Source organism: Rhizobium bangladeshense, assembly GCF_001662075.1.
GTDB classification, from domain to species: Bacteria; Pseudomonadota; Alphaproteobacteria; order Rhizobiales; family Rhizobiaceae; genus Rhizobium; species Rhizobium bangladeshense_B.
Window position 1 is genome coordinate 235,146 of the sequence record NZ_LYPL01000011.1, and the last position, 21,650, is coordinate 256,795.

Here is a 21,650-nt window from a genome sequence, read left to right on the forward strand (position 1 = left end):
GCGGGAAGGGGCTTGAAATCCGGACGATGATTACGCCGCGCCCACCTTTATCTTTTCTCTGAACCAGTCGAGCGTCATCGCCACGCCCTGTTCGTAGCTGACCTTGCACGACCACTCGGGCATGACGGCGTAGGCTCTTGTCAGGTCCGGCCGCCTGTTGGTGGGATCCTGCGGCGGCGATGGCTCGAAGACGATCGGCACGCCGCCGACCAGCTTGGAAACATATTTCGCGACTTCGAGAACGGTGATCTCGCGGTCGTTGCCGATATTCAGAGGCCCCTTATAGTCGGTCTCGTTGATCCAGAAATAGCGTGCGAAACCGTCGACGATGTCATCGACATAGCCCCAGCTGCGCGACTGCTTGCCGTCGCCGAACACGGTGATCGGGCGGCCCGAAAGCGCCTGGGTGACGAAGTTGGAGACGGCGCGGCCGTCGTCAGGCCGGGTGCGCGGACCATAAATATTGAAGGGGCGGATGACCTTGACGTTCAGCCCCTTGGTGCGCTGCATCTCGAACAGCAGTGCTTCCGTGCATCTCTTGCTCTCGTCATAGGACGAGCGCGGCCCGGTACAGTCGACCTGGCCCTTGTAGGTTTCCGGCTGCGGCGACACCAGTGGGTCTCCGTAGATTTCCGAGGAGGAGGTGTAACCGAAACGCCCGCCCTTCTTCAGCAGATCGAGAAGCCGGAAGGCGCCGAGCAGGTTCGCCGAAATCGTCCTCTTCGGCTCCTTCATGTACCAGGGCGGTGAAGCCGGGGAGGCGAGATGGTAAATCTCGTCGAATTTCTCCGAGCTCTGCAAGGTCTCGACGTCCGATTTCACGAAATGAAAGCGGGGATCCCTGATGTGCGAAATATTCTCAAAAAGTCCTGTCCAGAGATTATCAACAACGACGAGTTTCTGAACGTCATTTCGAAGCAAAAGCCGATCGCAGAGATGCGAACCGATGAACCCTGCTCCGCCAGATATCAACACGCTTTTCACTGGATTGCGCCTCTTGACTTAAGAAAAGGTGAGTATTCATTAGCATCGCCTGAAAGAACTGGCAATTACCTCGAATAATTCTAAAAAATACTCGCCTATTAATCTTAATTGTTAATTCACATTACCCCAGGTAGTATCATCCCTATTGAGGGCCAGGGCTGCGACCCAGAGTATGTACCTGCTGCCACCCGGCTCAATTTTCGCGGTGTATTTGGCAATATTGTGGCCCTGTTGCACCGCAGCATATTCCTCACCGGCAAATTCTCTATCATAAAGGCGAAAGCGCGCATCGGGCTAAAGTCCGACTTTTAATCGGACAGCGCATCGGTTCGGATGGACGCAAGACCCGGCATGCAGCCTCTCCCGCGTCCGTGACCCTGTTTTCGATCAATCGGCCGCCAGCGTCGTCAATACCCGATAGGCCGCGGCAACCCGGTCCTCGTTGGGATAGTTTTTGTTGGCGAGGATGACGATGCCGAGGCGCTCGCTGGGGATGAAGGCGACATAGGCGCCGAAGCCGTTGGTCGAGCCGGTCTTGTTGATCCAGGCATCGCCACGCGGCTTCATCGGCGGCTGCAGCGCAGCGACAGGAATAGTCTTCAGCATCGCCGCCGAATTGCCCTCAACCAGGCTCTGCAGGGTGGCGGGATAGGCGTATTGCTCCCAGATCAGATCCTGGGTCATCGCCCCGACGCTGAAATAGCCGGTGTGGGTCTTGTCGATCGCCTGCTGCAGTTTCCCGTCGAGCTTGGCCAGGCCCATATTGGCGCCGACGAAGCGGATCATGTCGCCGGCGGTGGACCGCACGCCATAGGCTTCGGCGGACAGCAGGCCCGGCGTCAGCCGGGCCGGCTCGCCGCTACGCTTATAGCCTTGGGCGTAATCGCCCTGCCGCGACTTCGGCACTGTCAGATAGGTGTTGCTCAATCCGAGCGCGGGAAACAGCCTGCCCTCCATCAGATCCACGAAATCGCCGCGCATGGCTTTCGCGGTGATGAAGCCGAGCATGCCGATGCTCGGATTGGCATAGCTGCGGTGGGTTCCCGCCGGGTAGGAGGGGCGCCAGGCGGCGAGAAACTCCGTCAGCTGGCCTTCGCTCTTGATCTCGTCGGGCACCTGCAGCGGAAAGCCGCCGGCCGTGTGGGTGGCGAGATCCATCAGCGCGACATCGCCGAACGGCCGTCCGTTCATCGCGGGAAGATGTTTGCCTACCGGGTCGGACAAAGAAAGGTCTCCCGTCGCTTCGGCGTAGGAGGCGAGCGTCGCGGTGAAGGTTTTGCTGATCGATCCCAGTTCGAAGAGCGTGGTCGGCGCCGCCGGTCTATCCGTCTCCTTCGATTCGACGCCATAGGTGAAGACCAGATCCTGGCCATCGACGGTGATGCCGACGGCCACTCCAGGGATGGCGTATTTTTCCATGATCGGCTTGATCGCCTCATCCGCGATCGTTCTCACTTTCGCCTCGTCGGCGGCAAAGCCGCCTCCGGAAGCGCATGCCGAGATCACAGCGGCCGAGAAAATTTTTATGCCAAGGTTTCTCACAGTCATCCTCCAAATCGCCAAGCGGTCGCATGCGGCGCAAAATGCGCCCGAATAGGCGTGTAGCGGCGCTGTTTTCCAACGACAAACGATGATATCTCGCAGCAGCTCCAAGAATTTCTAGGCCTTAATAGAGAATTTAATGGTTCGCCCATTCCTCCCGCTGAACGGCCTCAGGTCCTTCGAGGCTTCGGCACGGCACCTGAGCTTCACCCGCGCCGCAATCGAGCTCTGCGTCACCCAGGCGGCGGTCAGTCAGCAGGTCAAGGGCTTGGAGAAGCGGTTGGGCGTGGCGCTGTTCCAGCGTCTGCCCCGCGGCTTGAAGATCACCGCGGAGGGCGAAGCGCTGCTGCCGACGGTGACCGCCTCTTTCGACCAAATGGCGACGACGCTCGATCGGATCGAGGCCGGCCAGGTGCGCGAGCTCTTGTTCCTCGGCGTCGTCGGCACCTTCGCCGTCGGCTGGCTGCTGCCGCGGCTTGCGGATTTCCAGCGCCGGCATCCCTTCATCGATGTTCGGGTTTCGACCAACAACAACCGCGTCGATCCCGCCGCCGAAGGCTTGGATTTCGCCATCCGCTTCGGCAGCGGCTCATGGCACGGCACGGAGGCGCAGCGCCTGTTCGAGGCGCCGCTTTCGGCGCTCTGCATTCCCAAACTGGCCGAGGATCTGCGGTCGCCGGCAGACCTTGCCGGGGCGACGCTGCTTCGCAGCTACCGCACCGATGAATGGAGCACCTGGTTTGCCGCCGCCGGCGTGCCCCCAGCGACGCAGGTCAATGCCGGCATCGTCTTCGATTCCTCGGTCGGCATGATGGAGGCCGCGCTCCAGGGGCTTGGCGTGGCGCTGGCGCCACCTTCCATGTTCTCCAGGCATCTCACATCGGGCGCGATCGTTCAGCCCTTCGCCACCACCATATCGCTCGGCAGCTACTGGCTGACGCGCCTGCAGTCACGGCCGGTCACCCCGGCCATGCGCGCCTTTTCCGATTGGCTCTTTGCGCAAGCGTGATGTCCGGAGCGTCCGCTCGGGCGGACGCTCCCAGCCGCATCACTTCTGAATGCAGGTATCCACCGTATCCTTGGTGCACTCGTCAAGCCCGGTAAAGACAGGATCGTCGACCTTCTTTCCCGCGATCAGGTCCATCATCACGGTCGGCGCCTTGTAGCCCATTTCGAACGGCCGCTGGCCGACCAGCGCGGTCACCAGCCCTTCCTTGGCGATCGCCACTTCCTCGCCGATCGTGTCGGCGGCGCCGATGACGAACTCGTTCTTGGCGATCTTGTCGGCCATCGGCTTGAACAGGTCGCGATAGGGCTGCGGGGCGCCGAACAGCGGCCAGCCGCCCATGATGCCGAAGGCGTCGAGGTCGGGATTGGCGGCGAGGATGTCGGTCATCGCCTGCACGCCCTTGGCGCCGTCGTCATTGGTGAAGACCGGGCAGCCGGCCACTTCCGTCCAGCCGCCTTCGCCCTTCAGGGCGGCGAGCCCCTTCTGGCCGCTCAGCGTATCGCGCATGCCCTGGGCGCGCCGCAGGATGTTGTCGGCGCCGGGATTGCCTTGGATGGTGCAGATCTTGCCGCCGTTCGGCTTGGCCTTCTTGATATATTCGCCGATCCGCGCTCCCATCAAATAATTGTCGGTGCCGAGATAGGTTTTGCGCAGAGCGGAATCCTCGGCGGCAAGATCGGCATCGAGCGTCATCACAGGCACACTCGGATTGGCCGTCTTCAACGTCTGGGCGATCAGCTTGGCGTTCGACGGCGAGATGGCGATGGCGGCCGTATCGGCTTTACCCAGCATATCCTGAACGATCTGCGCCTCGCCGGCCTCGTCGGAGGTGGATGCCGGGCCGGTATAGAAGCATTCATATTCGGCCGAGGCGTTTTCCTTGTTCCACTTCTGGCAGCCCTGGTTGATCGCCTCGAAGAACGGGTTGTCGAGGCCCTTGACGACGATGACCAGCTGTTTCTTGGCGGCCAGGGCCTGTCCGGCCGTCAGCGCCAACACCGCAGCAGCTGCAAGCAATAATGCCTTCCTCATAGCTTCCTCCCTTTGAAAGGCGGACATGATTGCCCGCCGCTTGATCAACCGGGGTACCAGACGATGCGAGGCTCCTCCCCTGATCGCTGGTATTCCCAGGCCGAATTGATAAGCTTTTCGAGATCGTAGAGCGGGCGCCAGTCCAGCAGGTATTTCGCCTTGCTGTTGTCCATCCAGTTGGAATGAAACTGGCTTGCGATATCGACGCAGCCGAGCCCGCGCGTGCGGGCGAGGTAAGCGGCGACTTCCCCATAATCGACGGGACGATCCATCGATATATTGAAGAGCTCCCCCTTGGCGCGCGGATTGTCGATCGCCGCCAAGATCGCCGAGACAAGATCGTCGACATGCACGAAATTGCGCTTCAGCGGCCGTCCGTCAGCATCGCGCAGCAGCGGCACCGCGCCCTCGCGGGCGTAGCGCTCGGCCTCGGGCGGCGGAACGAACGTCTTCCAGTCCGGCCCGCCGAAGACATCATCGCCGAAGGACAGCGTGAACTTGAAATCGTCCTTCTCCATGATCCAGGGCGCGCGCAGGCAGCAGGTATTGATGCCGTATTGGATGGCGAACTGCTCGAGCATCACCTCTTCCAGCACCTTGGAGAGTGCGTAGCAGCCGGGATAGGCGCGATGCGGCGTTTTTTCGGTCACCGGCCCGTCATGGCGGTAGAAGAAATGACCGATGCCGGCATCCCCGCCGATCAGGATGAACTGCCGGGCGCTCGTGCTCGTGCGGAAGGCCTCGAGCAGCCAGAACAGCCCTTTAACGGTGACGTCCATGACGTCATCTGGCGTTTCCTTGCAGGTGGCGAGATGCAGCACATGAGTCACACCTTCCATCGCCGCCGCAACGACCTTGGCGTCGGCGATCGAACCCCTGACGACCTCGATGCGGTCGGTCTCTTGGAGCGCGCGATTGTGACAAAGCGCGCGGATGCGGGCATTGGAAAATCTCGGCTCGTCAAGCAGCCCAGTTATGAAGCGCCGCCCGACCTTGCCCGTAGCCCCGGTGACAAGGATCAGCATGCTCTCTCTCCCAGTAACAGCTAATATCGCAGCGTTTGCGCCGTCAATCTGTATTTGCGCGGTAAAATAGATTTTTACCTCGGCCGGTCTATCACGCGACATTTTATTGACGATTCCTGGCGCTTTTGCATAAATGAGCCGAAGCGCTTTTCCGGGAGGAGATCGGCAAAGCGAGATCGCAGGCGCCCCGACGGGGCGCGGCAGTGAAGGCAGGCCTGCAGGTTCCGGGGAGGGTGGTCGGCTGACAGCGGTTCTTGAACTCAGCAATATCTCAAAGCATTTCGGCGCCATCCAGGCGGTCAATGACGTGTCGTTTGCGCTCGAAGCCGGCCAGGTCGTCGGCCTGATGGGCGATAACGGCGCGGGCAAAAGCACGCTGGTCAAGATGATTGCCGGAAACTTCCGGCCGAGCGAAGGCACGATGCGCCTCGAAGGCAAGGAAATTGTCATGCACCGCCCCGTCGAGGCGCGCCAGCACGGCATCGAGATCGTCCATCAGGATCTGGCGCTGTGCAACAATCTGACGGCGGCGGCCAACGTCTTCCTTGGGCGCGAGCTCAGCCGCGGCATTGGCCCGTTTCGTGTCCTCGATTACAAGACGATGTACCGGCGCGCCGGCGAGATCTTCAAAGAGCTGAAATCGGAAACCCGCCCGCGCGATCTCGTCAAGCAGATGTCCGGCGGTCAGCGGCAAGCGGTGGCGATCGGGCGCACCATGCTGTCGGAGGCGAAGATCGTGCTGATGGACGAGCCCACCGCGGCCATATCGGTGCGTCAGGTGGCCGAAGTCCTCAACCTGATCCGCGAGCTGCGCGATCGCGGCATCGCAGTCGTGCTCATCAGCCACCGCATGCCTGACGTTTTCACCGTCGCCGACCGGGTGATCGTCATGCGCCGCGGCAGGAAGGTCGCCGACAAAGCGATCGCGGCGAGTTCGCCGGAGGAAGTGACGGGTCTTATAACAGGCGCCATCGAACAGGTCTGATCGGCGCAGCTTGGTTCACGGGCAGAAAAGAAGGTCAACGATGGCAGTTACCCTCGACCAGACGATTGCACAGAGAGAGCGAAGCCGGCTGTCGGAGTTCGTCGGTAGCCAGACCTTCTGGGTGCTGATCGCCGTTATCCTCGCCTGCCTCTTCCTCTCCGTCGCCACCGATTCCTTCGCCACGGCGAAGAACCTCTACAACATCACCCGCAACGTCACCTTCGTCGCCATCATCGCGCTGGGCATGACACTCGTCATCATCACCGGCGGCATCGACCTGTCGGTCGGCTCGGTGCTCTGCCTCTGCAGCATGGTGCTCGCGGTGACCATGCATGCCGGCTACGGCATCGAAATCGGCATCGCGGCGGCGATCGGCACGGCGCTCCTGGTCGGCGCCTTCAACGGCGTGATGATCGCCTATCTTGATTTTCCGCCTTTCGTGGTGACGCTCGGCATGCTGTCGGTGGCGCGCAGCCTCGCCATGGTCGCCTCCAACAACACCGTCGTCTTCCAGTTCGGCCCCGATCACGACAAGCTCTTGGCGCTCGGCGGCGGCGCCTGGTTTCTCGGCATCGCCAACCCGGTCCTCTATATGATCGTCCTGGCGCTCTTGACCGGCTTCGTGCTGCGCTGGACGCGCTTCGGCCGCTATATCTTCGCGATCGGCGGCAACGAGCATGCCGCCACGCTCACCGGCGTTCCCGTGCGTAGCATCAAGGTCGCCGTCTACATGATCTCGGCGCTCTCAGCCGGCATTGCCGGCATCGTCCAGACCGGCTGGCTCGGCGCCGTCACCACCAATATCGGCGCCGGCATGGAGCTGCAGGTGATCGCCGCCGCCGTCATCGGCGGCGCCAATCTGGCCGGCGGCATCGGGACCGCCTTCGGCGCCCTGGTCGGCGCCGCGCTGATCGAGGTGATCCGCAACAGCCTCGGCCTGCTCGGCATCAACGCCTTCTGGCAGGGCACGTTTATCGGCGGGGCGATCGTGCTGGCGGTGCTGTTTGATCGGATCCGGAATTTGAGGCAGAGCGAGTAGCCGCATTCCGGGGTTTCGGCAGGTTTGACCGTCGGTGGGTCTATTGGCGGCGGCGTCGAGTCTGAGAGACATTGTTGGTGCGCATCCCACCTGCGCCGACAATCCGGATTCGGCTGCGGATCAGCCGCACGAACCACCAATCCGGATCGCGAAACCGAAGTCTGGCCGCCGGTCGACGTTTAGCCGGGACCTTCTGTTGCCCCTTTGATAGAAGATTTGAGCATGATCGCCGCGGTAATCCGGCGATAGGATCGCACTTCAATTCAACTCTCCCGCTTGTTACAATGACCACAAGCACGGCTGCCCACACAAGACGTGCCGCAGACTGGCCAAACCGGGCTGCCAAAGTCAAAGGTCGGCGCAAGATGGAACAACAGCTACTCAGGCATCGACTGGCCAGCCATAGTGATCTGGCCGACCTCAAATTGTTGATGGATGCGGCCATCTCAGAGAACCAGAAAGCCTTTCTGACGCCCGAACAGATTTCGTCGAGCCGAGCCATCATGGGACTCGATAGCCAGTTGATCGAGGACGGCACCTATTTTGTTGTCGAGATCGGCGGCGTCTTGGCGGGCTGTGGCGGGTGGAGCCGACGAGCAACACTGTATGGCGGAGATCGCACTTCCGGCCGCGATGCTGCCCTGCTCGATCCTGCCAACGACGCGGCGCGCATAAGGGCGATGTACACGCACCCGAACTTTACTCGGCGTGGCGTAGGGCGGCTGATCATGGCTGTCTGCGAGGAGGCGGCGCGCAATGAAGGCTTTCGTGATATCGAATTGATGGCCACACTATCAGGTGAACCGCTCTATCTTGTTTGCGGTTATCAAGCCATCGAGCGAGTGGAAGACAGCCGCGGCGGTGCAAATGTGCCTCTCATAAGAATGAGAAAGCCGCTCGAGCCTTGATCCTGCGCTGGATGCTGTTCGGCCGCCAGGGCAATATCCCGTCCAAGATAGCCTGTGCTGCACTCATCCCGCCGCGGAGGAAGCCGGAATTTCGGTGATTTCAGTTGTTCACTGAGATTTCCCCAGGCTGCTTGCCGTTGCCGATCGATTTCCAGCGGCGGGGTGCCCCACAGGCCGTGGTTGATGAACTCTCAGCCTGAAATCGTACCGCGGCCTACGTTGCCGGCGGGCGATACCGGATCGACTTCGCCTTTTCCAAGGCTCGGATCGTATCCTCGACGTCGAGGAGGACAGTAGTCTCAATCGAACTGAGCGCGCCTCCCGCGCCGATCGCAAGCGTGACAGCGGCCATCGATACATTGTCAGGCGCCTCCCACAAATTCCACCCGTCATGCTCGCCGAAAGCGTACCAGAACCCGTGCAGCTTTCCGCCGACGGATTCAATGTAGCTCCGTGCCGCCCCCCGGCGATCCTCGGGGTTTTCGATCATGCGCGCCCAGGTCTCGGGCGTGTAGCTGAAGCGCGTGAGATACATGGCCATGGTTTGCCTCCTCCGCCAGAGCGATCCAGTAAACGCTCATGCCGAGGGGAATGCCAGTCACTCGATGGGCGTATCGGGCCTTCCTTTGGAATGATCCGCCAAGCGCTATGGACGGCAATCGAGACAAGGCTTGATAATCCCCGCCAGAGCCAGACCTGTGAAGAGCAGCATGAAAGAGCTTGCCAGCACCGAAAAAGGCATGGCGATCAGGAACTTCGCTCTCGGCGTCGCCAGCAGGCGATCATCACCTCCGCGCGCGGACCAATATATTTTCGGGCCGACATCCTGGCTGAAATCATAATCATTTTTGCGGTAGAAGATGATCGACCGGATGCACCAATACCAGCTGTAGCCGCAAAGGCCGCATGCCGCGCAGAATATGACCCACAATTCAACCCACTCGTCGGTAACCAATACCCTTCTCCCCAACATTTGAAGGCGATCCATGTCGCCCGGAAATGTGCAGCGGTTGTGGGACAACGACATGCATAAAACAAAGGGCTAAAACGCTTTAGCAGCGGCGGCGCCGGTGCATCAAGCGGCTATTGAAGATCAACCTGAGATAGCTGTGTTGCCTCATATAGTCACAACAATTTAAGGCCTATCGAATGTTGCGCGGTGTTATTTCACTCCTCTCAATGCTTGTACTCTCCGTTCCGGTCATTCCCGCCGAACGCGCGCTGGCCCAGAACAATCCAAACGTCCAGCTTGCGCCCGGCGATCCGGCCATGGCCAAAGCCCATGAGAAATCGATAGGGGAGCTGGACGGCTTTCTCAAGAAACTCCGCAACCCCCCGGCGGGAATCGAAAATTACAGCCTCAAGCTTGGTTTCAAGGACAAGGACAAGAGCGAGGTCCTGACCACGGACCAGATGGCGCCGGATGTGGAATTCATGTGGGTCTACCAGATCGAGGCATCCGGTGACCATTTCACCGCTCTTCTGGGCGATAGGCCGGAATACATCCACAACATCAAGCAAGGGGACCGCGTCGCGTTCGAGAAGTCTGATATTTTCGACTGGCTCTATACCGAGAACGGGAAAGTGAAGGGAAACTATACCGCTTGCCCGCTGCTGCTGGCCGGCCCGAAAGAACAGTTGGACTAATATCGCGAAATCTACGGCATTGTCTGCGACTGACCGCGCGCCGTCTGGATGAGGCATAAGAAAGCCCCGCCGAAACGGGGCAATCAGGGGAAAGGACGGGATCGCGCAGGAAGGAAGAGCGGACGGACCCAAAAATGGGGCCACCTTTGCGATCCCACGGCTATAACGACGCGCGATCCGCCAGGTTCCTGTACGCTATCAGACGAAGCGAGGGGATTCAGCGGCGGCCACGACCTCAACCGAACAAAACTTGCCGCCCGCCGCCATCTTCTCGAAAGCCTTCTGCCTGCCGGCTGGCGAGGGAGACATTCGAACGTTTTTGGCACGGGCGCAGCGCATCAACCCAACGAATGCGATCAACCCTCCGGGGGCGATGTAAATCGGCCGGCATCGAACGGGCCTCCGGCTGCGACCGGGGTAACATCCTCAGCTGACGTCGCGACATCAGCCTCGCGATGAACCGTGCGGGGCGAGACACGAGGCGTGCTCAGTCCCATCGCCTCGCCCGGAGAATGCAGCGCCCATTTCATCAGCGCCGCCTCGGACGTCGATCCGAGGAAATTGGCTTCTTCCCAGGAAGCGGTCATGGGCAGCGAAGCGATCATGGCAGCGCCCGGCCTGGCGGTCTCCGCTGCAACAAGGCGGGGATGGAAGCGTGCGTGGGCCGGCAATGAGAAGGTCTGTCTCTCCGGAAGTGCGGCAATCGGGCCGATCGAGGCAGTCTTGAGTTCGTGGTCCGCGCCTGCGTCATGCGCAAGGGCAGGCGGGCGCATCGCCGGTACTGGGATGCGGAAAGGTACAACATCCGGAGCGGCGACTTTGTCATCCGGCTCGCCCGCGCCGGTCTGCAGCGCCAGCGCATTCAAGGCCCGGCTTTTCGGCGTCGGCAGAAGCGCCGTCACGAGCTTGCTATTGGTGCCGCCGCCGCTCGGCGATGCTCCCGCATCTTCGTCTTCTCCAGCGGTGCTGGCAATCTCTATCGAGGTGGAGCTGACGCGTTTCCTGTGGGTGGCAATCGCCTGATTATATCCCGGCAGCGGCCGGCCATCGGCCGGAAGATGCATCGTCTGCCCATTCGGGAAGATTCGGGCAAGTTCCTGCCGCGACATGCGGGGCCAGGCCCTGACATTGCCGACGTCGAGATGCACGAAGGGCGATCCCGAGGTCGGATAATAGCCGACACCGCCGACCTGCATTTGCATGGCAACTGCACGCAGCGTCGCAAGCTTGACGCCGGGAACATAGAAATCCATTGCCTTGCCCAGCATGTGCTGGCTCTTCTTGGCGACACCGGTGCTGCGAGAGCGGTTGCGAAGCATGTTGTTGGTAGCAGGCGAGCGATAGGCGGAAACGACGTGGATATAATCCTTGCCGCCGCTGCGCTTATATACCTCCCAGACCAGGTCGAGCAGCCGGGGATCCATTTTGGTCGGCTCGTTCCTTCGCCAGTCGCGCAGAAATCGGTTGATCTGGGCAAGGCCCTTGGGATCGAACTTTCCATCCCGCTTGTAGGTAATCGTCGCCTTCTCGCCCGTATGGGTAAAGAACAGCTTCAGCGCGCGATCTTCTGCTGCGGCGAATGATGCGGAGCCGACAAGTGCCGGCAGCGCCAACAGAGCTGGCAGAATGGACTGCGCTGCAACGCGTTTTGCACGCGACAGGAGTGCGGCGATTCCGCTCCACAATTCTTGCACTGGGTACTTCAACACCAACAATCCCGTCTTACACCAAACACTCGACGACGGGCGGGAAACTCCGCATCCATCAGCCTCAGTAAAGCCAGCTTATGGTCAACAAATTACTAACGAGCGGATGCGGAAGTTCGGTGAGTTGAGGATTGCGAACCATATGATGTGATCGAAACAGATCCGGTGCTGGCCGCTCGATGTGATGGAGAAGCAGAAGACGTGAGGCCGCCGTTCGGCTGAGAACTTGCAGTTCGTCCGGCTTGCATGGCGTGCGGCAAATACCGGGAGGGAGACCGCTGCCCCGCCGATAAGCGCCAAAGCCGCTGCCACGCGGTACAACCGGATCCTCTTCCAGTCCTGCATCTGCAATTCTTTCGCCGCGCTTAAAGTCGGAAGCCTGAGATACGCTGGTTGAATCAGGAAAAGCCGGCGGTGGACGAGCAGCAGGGCGACGAGATCGAACACGGACAAAAAAGCGTTTCCTAGTGAAGCGGCGCTGACGCCGTCGCGGGTCAGATCGTCGTCTGGAGGCCGAGTTCGACCACGCGGCCGGTTGGAAGCCCGAAATAGTCTGTCGCATTGCCGGCGTTCTGAGCAAGCGTGATGAATAGCCGGTCCTGCCACAACGGCATGCCGCGCCTCTTCGAGGGAAGGATCGTCCGGCGCGAGAGGAAGAAGGACGTCGACATGATGTCAAACTTCAAACCGAGCTTTCGGACCAGAACGAGGGCGCGCGGGATGTTCGGCGTCTCCATGTAGCCGAACGTAATGATCAAGCGGCTGAAGCGCGGATTGAAGCTCTCCAGGAAGATTTTCTCGTCGTCGGGGACGAAGGGGGTCGCCGCTGTCACCACGCTGAGGATGACGTTGTGCTCGTGAAGAACCTTGTAGTGCTTCAGACTGTGGAGGAGGGCGGTCGGTGCGCCCTCGACGTCGCTCGTCAGGAATATCGCGGTACCTGGGACGGTTGGCGGTTGTTTCTGGGCCAGCCTGTCGACGATCGACGCCAAGGGGATCTCGTCCATCTTCGTGCGGGCTGCAAGCAATCGGCGTCCCGACATCCACGTCTGCATGATCAGCCCCATCGTACAGGCGACCGCGACCGGCACCCAGCCGCCTTCCGCGAACTTGGCGAGGTTGGCAGCAAGGAAACCGGCGTCGATGATCACAAGCGGCAGCACCACCGCGGTGGCGATGATCGTTTTCCAGTTCCAGATGCGCCGCATGACGACGTAGAGCAGCACCGATGTGATCAGCATCTCGCCGGTGACGGCTATGCCATATGCCGCGGAGAGGCCGCTAGAATTGCGGAACTGCAGCACCAGTGCGACCACGAAGATGAAGAGGAACGAGTTCACCTGCGGCATGAAGATCTGCCCTGAGTGGGTTTCCGAAGTGTGGAGGATCTGGAGGCGCGGGAGCAGGTTCAAGTGCATCGCCTGGCGTACAAGGGAATATGCGCCCGATATCACCGCCTGGCTGGCGATAACGGTTGCCGCGGTCGCAAGACACACGATCGGAAGCTTCGCCCAGTCGGGATGCATCCCGAAGAAAGGATGGGCTGCCATCTCGGGGTTTGCCAGTACGAAGGCGCCCTGCCCAAAGTAGTTGAGCAACAGGCACGGAAATACAAGCACGAACCAGGCGGTGACGATCGGTCGCCGACCGAAATGGCCGAGGTCGACGTACAGCGCCTCTGCTCCCGTGACGGCAAGAAACACGGCTCCGAGGACTGTGATCGTGGTGCCGACGTTGGAAGAGGCGTAGCGAAGCGCATGGAGAGGATCCACTGCCCAGAGAACACCCAGATCGTCGACAATGTGAACTGTCCCGCTCACGCCCAGCACCACGAACCAAAGCGCCATGACGGGACCGAACACCGAAGCGACGCCGCCCGTTCCAAACCGCTGGACGAAGAAGAGAACCGCAATGATCGCCAGGGTGATTGGGACGATCCATGCCGAAAGTGCAGGCGCGACCACCTGGATGCCTTCGACGGCAGACAATACCGATATGGCCGGAGTGATAATAGCGTCGCCCAGGAAGAGCGACGCACCTGCGACGCCAAAAACGAGAATCCATGCGGGCCGTTTTGACAGGCTTTCCCTCGCGAGCGTCATCAGGGAAAGCGTCCCCCCTTCGCCGCGGTTGTCCGCCTTTAGGACGAAGGAAACATATTTGATGGTCACGACGATCGTCAGCGCCCAGACAATAAGGGAGAGGATACCGAGCACGTTCTCTCTATGCGATCCGCTCCCGGCCGTCGCATGCAGCGCCTCCCTGAAGGCATAAAGCGGACTGGTGCCTATGTCTCCATAGACGACGCCCAGGGCGGCGAGCACCAGGCCAGGAAGGCCGCTACTGGTTTCATGTTCGATCTCGGGATCTTGTGATCTGAGTTGGGGATAGGTCAAAGGGCCTCGCGTTGAATTGTCCGCGCCTGATCCGCCGCTGACGGAGTAATTCGAAAATGCGAGGCGGTCACCACGATGTCAGAGAAGTATTGTACCATCTGTTTGTGATCCAGAGGAGCCCATCCCGCCCGATCGCTCCTCTCAAAAGCGTCTCACATGCTGGCCGACATCCTGCTCAAAGCCGCCACGATCTATTCGTGATCGTATGGCTTCGGAAGAACACGGTTCTCTCGAAGCTCTGCAACCCGTGGCTGCCCGAGAGCAGTTTAGCGCCCGTGGGTCCTCCATCTTCTGAGGTTAAGGCGCGACATAGACCTCTTCATCGCGGACGACGTGCGTGCTTCCGACAGCACCCCCGACCCACGCGGCGACCGCACCGACGGCAAGGGCGATAAATGCCAGGATCGCGCCGGCAGAGAATGCGGTTGCAGCAGTTTGGGCCGCCTCGGTCGCCTTCTGCTTCGCCTGGGCTACAGTGTCCGCATACTGCTTCTCATACTGGGCGATCTGTGTCCTTCCCGAGAGAAGGGTGACAGTTCATACCGGAGACATGGGTTACACTTTTTGCCTTTGCGAGGAGAGCGAAGGTGCCTTGGCAGGAGTGCAACCGCATGGACGAGCGTCTCAAATTCGTTGCGCGGGTCTTGGATGGCGAGAAGAGCTGTGCCGCGAGTTCGGCATCTCCCGCAAGACCGGCCACAAGATCATCAGCCGCTATAATGCCTGCGGACTGGAAGGACTGACGGATCGATCGCGACGGCCTTACCGGCACGCCAATCAGCTTCCTTTCCAAATCGAGAAGCTGATTGTGCGTGCCAAGCAGGAGAAGCCCAACTGGGGTGCGCCGAAGATCAGAGAACGATTGGCGCGGCTTTACCCGGACGTGCAAACGCCGGCGATCTCGACCGTACACGCGGTGCTCGACCGCAACGGCTTGGTCCAGCACCGCAAGCGACGACGCAACCGGGCTGTCGGAACGCCACTCTCCCAGCCTCGCCAGGCCAACGATCTGTGGTGCGCCGATTACAAGGGCGAGTTCATGCTCGCCGACAAGCGCTACTGCTATCCATGACGATCACCGATTTTGCTAGCCGCTATCTCCTGGCTTGTGAAGCGCTGCACACGACGAAGGAGGCTTACGCCTTCACCGTGTTCGAGAGCGTCTTCAAGGAGTTCGGCCTGCCAGGGCGATCAGAACCGACAATGGCGTACCCTTCGCGAGCCCCAACGGATTGTTCAACTGTCGCGGTTGGCGGTCTGGTGGCTCAGGCTCGGCATCGACATCGAGCGCATCAAGCCAGGCAATCCGCAGCAGAACGGCCGCCACGAACGCATGCATCTCACCCTCAAGCTGGAGACCACCAAGCCAGCCGGCGCCAATTTCCTGCAGCAGCGGGCCCGCTTCGACGACTTCATCGAAGAATTCAACACCGAGCGGCCTCACCAGGCGCTCAACATGGCCTGCCCGGCAGAGCGCTACACCGCCTCACCACGATTCTATCGCGGCCTGCCGAAGCTCGACTATCCGTTTCACGACCAGACCGTTACCGTCACAACATGCGGCCGCATCTGCTACAAGCGAAAGAAGATCAATCTCAGCCTGGTCTTTGCCGGTCAGGCCGTCGGCATCAAACAGGTCGAAGACCATATCTGGCTCGCAAGCTTCATGGATTACGACCTGGGATACTTCGATGACGAGACATGCAGGCTCGAACCATTGCCGACCCTTTCGGCGCAAAGGTGTTACCTATGTCTCAGGAATAAACCGTAACCTATGTGTCCAGAATGGACCCTCAAAAAGCTGGCGCACCCGACAGGATTCGAACCTGTGACCTTTGGAATCGGAATCCAACACTCTATCCAGCTGAGCTACGGGTGCATGCCGAAGGCGGTTTGAATCGCCTGTCCGATGGGTGGTTCTTAGCCTAGCTTGCGGCCGGCTTCAATCGCGAATTTCTCAGAAATACCGATGCTTGCAATTTGCAGGGTGTTTTTATTCGCCGACTTGGGAAGCGCATGTGAAAACTCCGCCGGCCTTGCGGGCGGCGGAGCGGGGGTTGTTTGGGGCAGGGCGCTTTGCGCCGGTCAGATCTGCATGGCGCCGGGGCCGGGGATGGCCTTCGGCGGCACCTTGCCGAGGATGATCATTCCGAGCACCTCATCCTTGGTCACATCCTCGGTGCGGGCGTGGCCCACCACCTGGCCGTTCTTCATCACCGAGACGCGGTCGGCGAGGTCGAAGACGTCGTGGATATCGTGGCTGATGAGGAAGATGCCGATGCCCTCCTTCTTCAGCTGCTTGATCAGCTCGCCCACCTGCGCCGTCTCCTGCGGACCAAGGGCAGCCGTCGGCTCGTCCATGATCAGGATGCGGGCGTTGAAGAGGATGGCCCGGGCGATTGCCACCGATTGCCGCTGGCCGCCGGAAAGCGCCTTCACCGGTTCCTTGAAGCGCTTGAAGTTGGGGTTGAGCCGCCCCATCACTTCGCGCGCCGAAGCTTCCATCGCCACGTCGTCCAGCGTGCCCCAGCGGGTCTTCAGCTCGCGGCCGAGATAGAGGTTGGCAGCGGCGTCGACATTGTCGGCGACGGCAAGCGTCTGGTAGATCGTCTCGATGCCGTATTTCTTGGCATCGCGCGGGTTGCGGATGTCGGCCGGCTCGCCGTTGATCAGGATTTCGCCCGAGTCGCGCTTGTAGGCGCCGGAGAGAATCTTGATCAGCGTCGATTTGCCGGCGCCGTTATGGCCGAGCAGAGCGACGACTTCGCCGGGGTAGAGATCGACCGAGGCATTGTCCACGGCATGGATGCCGCCGAAGGCGATCGAGATGTTTTTCAGTTCCACGAGGGGAGTGCGGTGTTCAGTCATGTTAAGGCTCCTCTCACTTGGCACGGGCGCGATAGACGGTGTCGAGCCAGACCGCCACGACGAGGACGGTGCCGACGACGACGCTCTGCAGCGGCGTGTCGACATGGGCGAGAACCATGCCGGATTGCAGCGATTGCATGACGAGCGCGCCGAGCATGGCGCCGGCGATCGTGCCAGTGCCGCCCGCCAGCGATGTTCCGCCGATCACGGCGGCGGCGATGGTGTAGAGCTCGTCGAGCGTGCCCTGCGAGTTGGTCGCGGCGTTGAGGCGGGCGGTGGAAATCGCCGCGGCGATAGCGGCCAAAACGCCCATCAGCGCGAAGATGCGCACCGTCACCCAGCGGGTCTTGATGCCGGCGAGTTCGGCCGCCTCAGGATTGCCGCCGATCGCGAAGACATAGCGGCCGAAGCGCAGGCGGGTGGCGATGAAGGTCATGATGATGCCGACGACGATCGCGATCAGCACCGGCACGGCGATGCCGTAGGGAATATCCAGGCCTGTTTCGGGCCAGGGGATGTTGTTGGTCTCGGCATATTTCTTGGCGATGTTGATCGGCCAATAATAGCTGTTGGCGATCGAGACGGCGCCCAGGATCAGCACGCAGCTTAGGATCGCGAGGAAATATTCCGCCCAGATCGGCCGGCGCGGAAAGCCGAAGCGGCGGCGCTGCCGGCGCGAGCTGATGATGCTGGCGATGACGAAGAGGCAGGCGGCGATGCCGACGATCCAGCTCCAGGTGGCGCCGATCGAGCCCTCCGCGCCGCCGCCCATGATGCGGAAAGTCTGGTCCATTGGAGCAACCGTCTGGCCACTGGTGACGAGCCAGGTCGCGCCGCGCCAGACCAGCAGGCCGCCGAGGGTGACGATGAAGGAGGGAACGTTAAGAAAGGCGATGATCATGCCTTGGAAGGTGCCGATCAGGCCGCCGGCAATCAGGCCGACCAGCAGCGTGATCACCCAGGTGAAGGGGCTGTCGAAGCCGATATACTCAGGCAGGATCTTGGCCTGCGTCACGCCCATGATCATGCCGCAGAGGCCGAGCACGGATCCCACAGAAAGGTCGATGTTGCGGGTGACGATGATCAGCACCATGCCCGTCGTCATGATCGCGATGTCGGTCGTCTGGACCGACAGGTTCCAGAGATTGCGCGGGGTCAGGAACAGACCGCCGGTGATGATGTGGAAACCGATCCAAATTATGATGAGCGCGCCGATCATGCCGAGCAGGCGTGTATCGATCTCGGTCGCGCGGAAGAAGCGGGTCACCGGATTGGCTTCCGCCGTTCGCGGTCCGCTTGATGTGGTGGATTTTACCATTTCGGCCATGGGTTTGCCGTTCCCCCATTGTGTTTGGACGGGTGCGCCGGCGTGCCCGAAACTGTCGGCGGCGTCATCGTCCGTTCTTCAACTGACCATCGTGATGCTTCCGGAAACCGTGGCGTGGCGTCGCGACACCCTTCCGGCAGGGAATGCAAGTCCGCGATGGCGCGGCGGGGCGGAGGAACTGCATCCTTGGAGTTCGCATCCGCATCCGGCGCCGCAACGGTCTTCCGCTGCGGCGCCGGCAGTTCAGTTTCGAGCTTGCTTACTTGCAGGCGGCGACCGTGTCGGCCTTCACGCCCTGGCAGGCTTCAGCCTTGGAGATCCAGCCGGCGTCGATGACGACGTTCAGATTGTCCTTGGTGATGGCGAGCGGCTTCAGGAAGACCGACTGCATTTCCACACCCTTCGGGCCGCCCTTGAAGGCCTGTGCGCCGTCGATCTTGCTCATGTCCTTGCCGCCGGCGAGGTCGAGAGCGATTTCGGCTGCGCGCTTGCCGAGTTCGCGGCTGTCCTTCCAGACGGAAACCGTCTGCGTGCCGAGAGCGATGCGGTTCAGCGCCGCCTTGTCGCCGTCCTGGCCGGAAACCGGAACGGAGCCGGCGAGGCCCTGGGCGTCGAGCGCTGCAATCGCGCCGCCGGCCGTGCCGTCGTTGGAGGCGACGACGGCGTCAACCTTGTTGTTGTTGGCGGTCAGGAACTGCTCCATGTTGCGCTGGGCGTTCTCCGGCAGCCAGCCGTCCGTATAGGCCTCGCCGACATTCTTGATCTTGCCTGCGTCGATTGCGGCTTTCAGCACTTCCTGCTGGCCCGAGAACAGGAAGTCGGCATTCGGGTCGGAGGACGACCCCTTGATGAAGACGTAGTTGCCTTCGGGCTTGGCCTTGAAGACGCCTTCGGCCTGCAGGCGGCCGACTTCCTTGTTGTCGAAGGTAATATAGAAGGCGGCCGGGTTTTCGATCAGGCGGTCGTAGCCGACAACCGGGATGCCTTCGGCGGCGGCCTTTTCGATGGCCGGGCCGATGGCGTCGGAATCCTGGGCGAGGATGATCAGCGCGTTGGCGCCCTGCGAAATCAGAGATTCGACGTCGGTCAGCTGCTTGGCGGCCGATGACTGCGCGTCAGCGGAAATATACTTGGCGCCCTTGGCTTCGAGAGCCTTCTTGATCGCGGCTTCGTCCGTCTTCCAGCGCTCTTCCTGGAAATTCGACCAGGAAACGCCGACGACGAGATCGGCAGCCATGGCGGCGGTGTGCACGGAAACGAGAATGGCCGCGCCCGCCATCAATTCCAAAATAGACTTCATAATGTCCTCCCGAGTGAGTTGCGACCGGCCCAGCCCATGCTTCCTCCGGCCACCGCGAAAAGCTGCCGAGGAAAATTCGGATTATTTTCTCGACAGTCGAGAAATTTGATGTCAGAGATTTTTTCAACTGTCAACACTGGACTATCGGCTTCAACCCCTTGCGGAAGGGCGGCCGGAGATGCAGTGGAAACTAAAGCATGCCGCGCAAAAGTGTGCAGCGGTTTGCGGCAACGACATGCGTGAAAACAAGGAGCTAAAGCGCAACGAGCGAATCTGAAAGATCGCGACGCGCTTTAGGGTAGGGCAAGCAGGAGGAGAGGGCGGCATTCATGCTGACCAAGTCGAGCACGGAGCTGGTCCGGCAGAGAAACAGCGTGCTCGTGCTGTCCGTGTTGCGTCGCCACGGCGCGCTCGCCCATACCGAAATATCCGATTTCACCGGCCTGTCCTCAGCCACCATTTCGGCGATCACGGCCGATCTGGAACGCGCCCAGATCATCGAAAAATCCGAGCAGCAGGCGGCAAGCGGCCGTGGCCGGCCGCGCGTGCTGCTTCGGCAGCGGCGTGATTGCGGCTATCTCATCGTCGTCATCATCTCCTCGGATGCGGTGCAATATTCGCTGGTGGATTATTCCGGCAAGCTGATCGACCGCTTCAGCGAGGAGCGCTCGCATGATCCCTCAGGGGCCGGCCGCTTCGTGGATGGCGTGCGCGCCGGCCTTTCACGCATTCTCGATCGCTCCCGCATTTCCCAGGAAAAAGTCCTGCTGATCTCGATCAGCAGCAAGGGCCTGGTCGATTCAACCGAGCCGGTGCTCGTCTGGTCGCCGATCTTCGGCAGCGACCAGATCGATTTCGAATCGGCGCTGCGGCCGGATTGGCAGGCGAAGGTCATCCTCGACAACGAGACCCTGCTGGTCGCCGCAGCGCTCGGCGCGCGTGAGGAGATCGTCAAGGGCGCCGATTTCCGCTCGCTCGCCGCCCTTTCCCTCGGCCACAGCATCGGCCTCGGCATCGTCCGGCGGGGAGGGCAGACCGGGCAGGAAATTTCGGCCCCGAACTTCGGCCACATGCTGCACATGGCGGGTGGCGGCCTCTGTCGTTGCGGCACGCGCGGCTGCATCGAAGCCTATGCCGGCTTCTACGCCATCCTGCGCAGCGCCTTCGAAGTGCCGCTCGATGCGATCCCCGCCAAATTCGTCCCCGTCGCCGAACTCGACAAGATCGCCGCCAAGGCCCGCCAGGGCCACCGCACCTCCGCCTTCGCCTTCCGCCAGGCGGGGCTTGCCCTCGGCAACGGCCTGTCGCGGATGCTCAGCCTTACCGAACGCATGCCCATCGCCATCACCGGCCCCGGCACCCGCTATTACGACCTGCTGCGCCAGGGCATCGAAGAGGGCCTCGGCCAGTCGCACATCGTGCGCATGGAAGGCATGCCGGAAATCCGCATCGTCCCCGACGAACCCATCCTGGTCTTCGAAGGCCACCTCAACCGCGCGCTCTCGGTGATCGACCAGGATATTGTAGTCTCAGGCGTTCAGGGCGGGGAGTAACGCCAAAACCCCTCCCACAAGGGGAGGGGCTACCGTGTTGCACCCCGCATTTTAAGTCCGTCGCTGCTGTATGAAGCTGCGTTGCTTTGGGCCGGAGCGCTGCCGCGGATAAGCCCCTTTTGTGGGAGGGGTCTTTCAAAGGTCCAAACCACTGCACAACTGCCCGGCTCGATCGGCTGCGGCCGTGGATTCCAGGCTCAAGGCCACTGCTGTCCGGTTTAAATTTGGTGGACATGGCGCACGGTGTTGATTCTACTCGTATTCGGATGTTTGGCGACAATCCCGGACACGAAAGAGGAGCAACACCGTGCGCCATGAGAATAGCGTCT

The 21,650-nt window shown here is 61.1% G+C and carries 18 protein-coding genes, 1 tRNA gene and 1 pseudogene; 7 read left to right on the plus strand and 13 right to left on the minus strand.

The window, feature by feature from the left end; translation table 11 throughout:
- Positions 1–30 precede the first annotated feature (30 nt).
- Positions 31–984: an NAD-dependent epimerase/dehydratase family protein gene (locus A7X77_RS21825; RefSeq protein ID WP_064684920.1), complete on the minus strand. Its 954-nt coding sequence runs from the start codon at positions 982–984 to the stop codon at positions 31–33.
- Between the two features lie 387 nt (positions 985–1,371).
- A complete protein-coding gene (ampC, locus tag A7X77_RS21830) occupies positions 1,372–2,532 on the minus strand; it encodes a class C beta-lactamase (protein ID WP_064684921.1) in 1,161 nt (386 codons plus the stop codon).
- Positions 2,533–2,665: 133 nt separating this feature from the next.
- Here ampC and A7X77_RS21835 point away from each other — a divergent pair, with 133 nt between their 5' ends.
- Complete coding sequence (locus tag A7X77_RS21835; RefSeq protein ID WP_064684922.1) at positions 2,666–3,535, plus strand: LysR family transcriptional regulator; 870 nt, start codon at positions 2,666–2,668, stop codon at positions 3,533–3,535.
- Positions 3,536–3,574: 39 nt separating this feature from the next.
- On the opposite strand, the gene A7X77_RS21840 is transcribed toward A7X77_RS21835, so the two are convergent.
- The gene (locus A7X77_RS21840; protein ID WP_064684923.1) at positions 3,575–4,567 is read right to left on the minus strand and encodes a sugar-binding protein; all 993 of its coding nucleotides are present in this window, start codon (positions 4,565–4,567) and stop codon (positions 3,575–3,577) included.
- Positions 4,568–4,611: 44 nt separating this feature from the next.
- Positions 4,612–5,592, minus strand: a complete 981-nt coding sequence (locus tag A7X77_RS21845) for an NAD-dependent epimerase/dehydratase family protein (RefSeq protein ID WP_064684924.1) — start codon at positions 5,590–5,592, stop codon at positions 4,612–4,614.
- Between the two features lie 133 nt (positions 5,593–5,725).
- Between A7X77_RS21845 and A7X77_RS21850 the strand changes: the two genes are divergently transcribed.
- The 3 genes from A7X77_RS21850 to A7X77_RS21860 all read left to right on the plus strand — a co-directional run bounded on the left by A7X77_RS21850 (position 5,726) and on the right by A7X77_RS21860 (position 8,524).
- Positions 5,726–6,577: an ATP-binding cassette domain-containing protein gene (locus tag A7X77_RS21850; protein WP_064684925.1), complete on the plus strand. Its 852-nt coding sequence runs from the start codon at positions 5,726–5,728 to the stop codon at positions 6,575–6,577.
- Between the two features lie 40 nt (positions 6,578–6,617).
- Entirely contained in the window at positions 6,618–7,616 is a 999-nt protein-coding gene (locus A7X77_RS21855; RefSeq protein WP_064684926.1) for an ABC transporter permease, read from the plus strand.
- 365 nt (positions 7,617–7,981) lie between these two features.
- Complete coding sequence (locus A7X77_RS21860; protein ID WP_064684927.1) at positions 7,982–8,524, plus strand: GNAT family N-acetyltransferase; 543 nt, start codon at positions 7,982–7,984, stop codon at positions 8,522–8,524.
- 214 nt (positions 8,525–8,738) lie between these two features.
- Here the strand turns inward: A7X77_RS21860 and A7X77_RS21865 are convergent, their stop codons facing one another.
- Together A7X77_RS21865 and A7X77_RS21870 are read right to left on the minus strand one after the other, a co-directional pair.
- The gene (locus A7X77_RS21865; RefSeq protein WP_064684928.1) at positions 8,739–9,065 is read right to left on the minus strand and encodes a GYD domain-containing protein; all 327 of its coding nucleotides are present in this window, start codon (positions 9,063–9,065) and stop codon (positions 8,739–8,741) included.
- A 105-nt stretch (positions 9,066–9,170) separates the two neighbouring features.
- Complete coding sequence (locus tag A7X77_RS21870; RefSeq protein ID WP_245293781.1) at positions 9,171–9,479, minus strand: hypothetical protein; 309 nt, start codon at positions 9,477–9,479, stop codon at positions 9,171–9,173.
- 194 nt (positions 9,480–9,673) lie between these two features.
- On the opposite strand from A7X77_RS21870, the gene A7X77_RS21875 reads away from it, so the two are divergent.
- On the plus strand, positions 9,674–10,171 hold the full coding sequence (locus tag A7X77_RS21875; protein ID WP_064684929.1) for a DUF2314 domain-containing protein: 498 nt from the start codon (positions 9,674–9,676) through the stop codon (positions 10,169–10,171).
- Between the two features lie 356 nt (positions 10,172–10,527).
- Here the strand turns inward: A7X77_RS21875 and A7X77_RS21880 are convergent, their stop codons facing one another.
- The 3 genes from A7X77_RS21880 to A7X77_RS21890 all read right to left on the minus strand — a co-directional run bounded on the left by A7X77_RS21880 (position 10,528) and on the right by A7X77_RS21890 (position 14,273).
- Positions 10,528–11,886: a DUF882 domain-containing protein gene (locus tag A7X77_RS21880; protein WP_064684930.1), complete on the minus strand. Its 1,359-nt coding sequence runs from the start codon at positions 11,884–11,886 to the stop codon at positions 10,528–10,530.
- A 75-nt stretch (positions 11,887–11,961) separates the two neighbouring features.
- Complete coding sequence (locus A7X77_RS21885) at positions 11,962–12,330, minus strand: hypothetical protein (RefSeq protein WP_064684931.1); 369 nt, start codon at positions 12,328–12,330, stop codon at positions 11,962–11,964.
- Positions 12,331–12,371: 41 nt separating this feature from the next.
- A complete protein-coding gene (locus tag A7X77_RS21890; RefSeq protein WP_064684932.1) occupies positions 12,372–14,273 on the minus strand; it encodes a potassium transporter Kup in 1,902 nt (633 codons plus the stop codon).
- 587 nt (positions 14,274–14,860) lie between these two features.
- Between A7X77_RS21890 and A7X77_RS21895 the strand changes: the two are divergent.
- A pseudogene (locus tag A7X77_RS21895) lies at positions 14,861–16,037 on the plus strand (integrase core domain-containing protein).
- A 38-nt stretch (positions 16,038–16,075) separates the two neighbouring features.
- On the opposite strand, the gene A7X77_RS21900 reads toward A7X77_RS21895, so the two are convergent.
- From A7X77_RS21900 to xylF, 4 genes are all read right to left on the minus strand, one after another.
- Positions 16,076–16,152, minus strand: a tRNA-Arg gene (locus tag A7X77_RS21900).
- 206 nt (positions 16,153–16,358) lie between these two features.
- Positions 16,359–17,141, minus strand: a complete 783-nt coding sequence (locus A7X77_RS21905) for an ATP-binding cassette domain-containing protein (protein ID WP_064684933.1) — start codon at positions 17,139–17,141, stop codon at positions 16,359–16,361.
- A 13-nt stretch (positions 17,142–17,154) separates the two neighbouring features.
- Entirely contained in the window at positions 17,155–18,468 is a 1,314-nt protein-coding gene (locus tag A7X77_RS21910) for a sugar ABC transporter permease (RefSeq protein WP_064684934.1), read from the minus strand.
- A gap of 259 nt (positions 18,469–18,727) precedes the next feature.
- A complete protein-coding gene (gene xylF / locus A7X77_RS21915) occupies positions 18,728–19,768 on the minus strand; it encodes a D-xylose ABC transporter substrate-binding protein (protein ID WP_064684935.1) in 1,041 nt (346 codons plus the stop codon).
- Positions 19,769–20,097: 329 nt separating this feature from the next.
- On the opposite strand from xylF, the gene A7X77_RS21920 reads away from it, so the two are divergent.
- Positions 20,098–21,321 carry an ROK family transcriptional regulator gene (locus tag A7X77_RS21920; RefSeq protein ID WP_064684936.1) on the plus strand — a complete coding sequence of 408 codons (1,224 nt, stop codon included), beginning with the start codon at positions 20,098–20,100 and terminating at the stop codon, positions 21,319–21,321.
- Positions 21,322–21,650 lie beyond the last annotated feature (329 nt).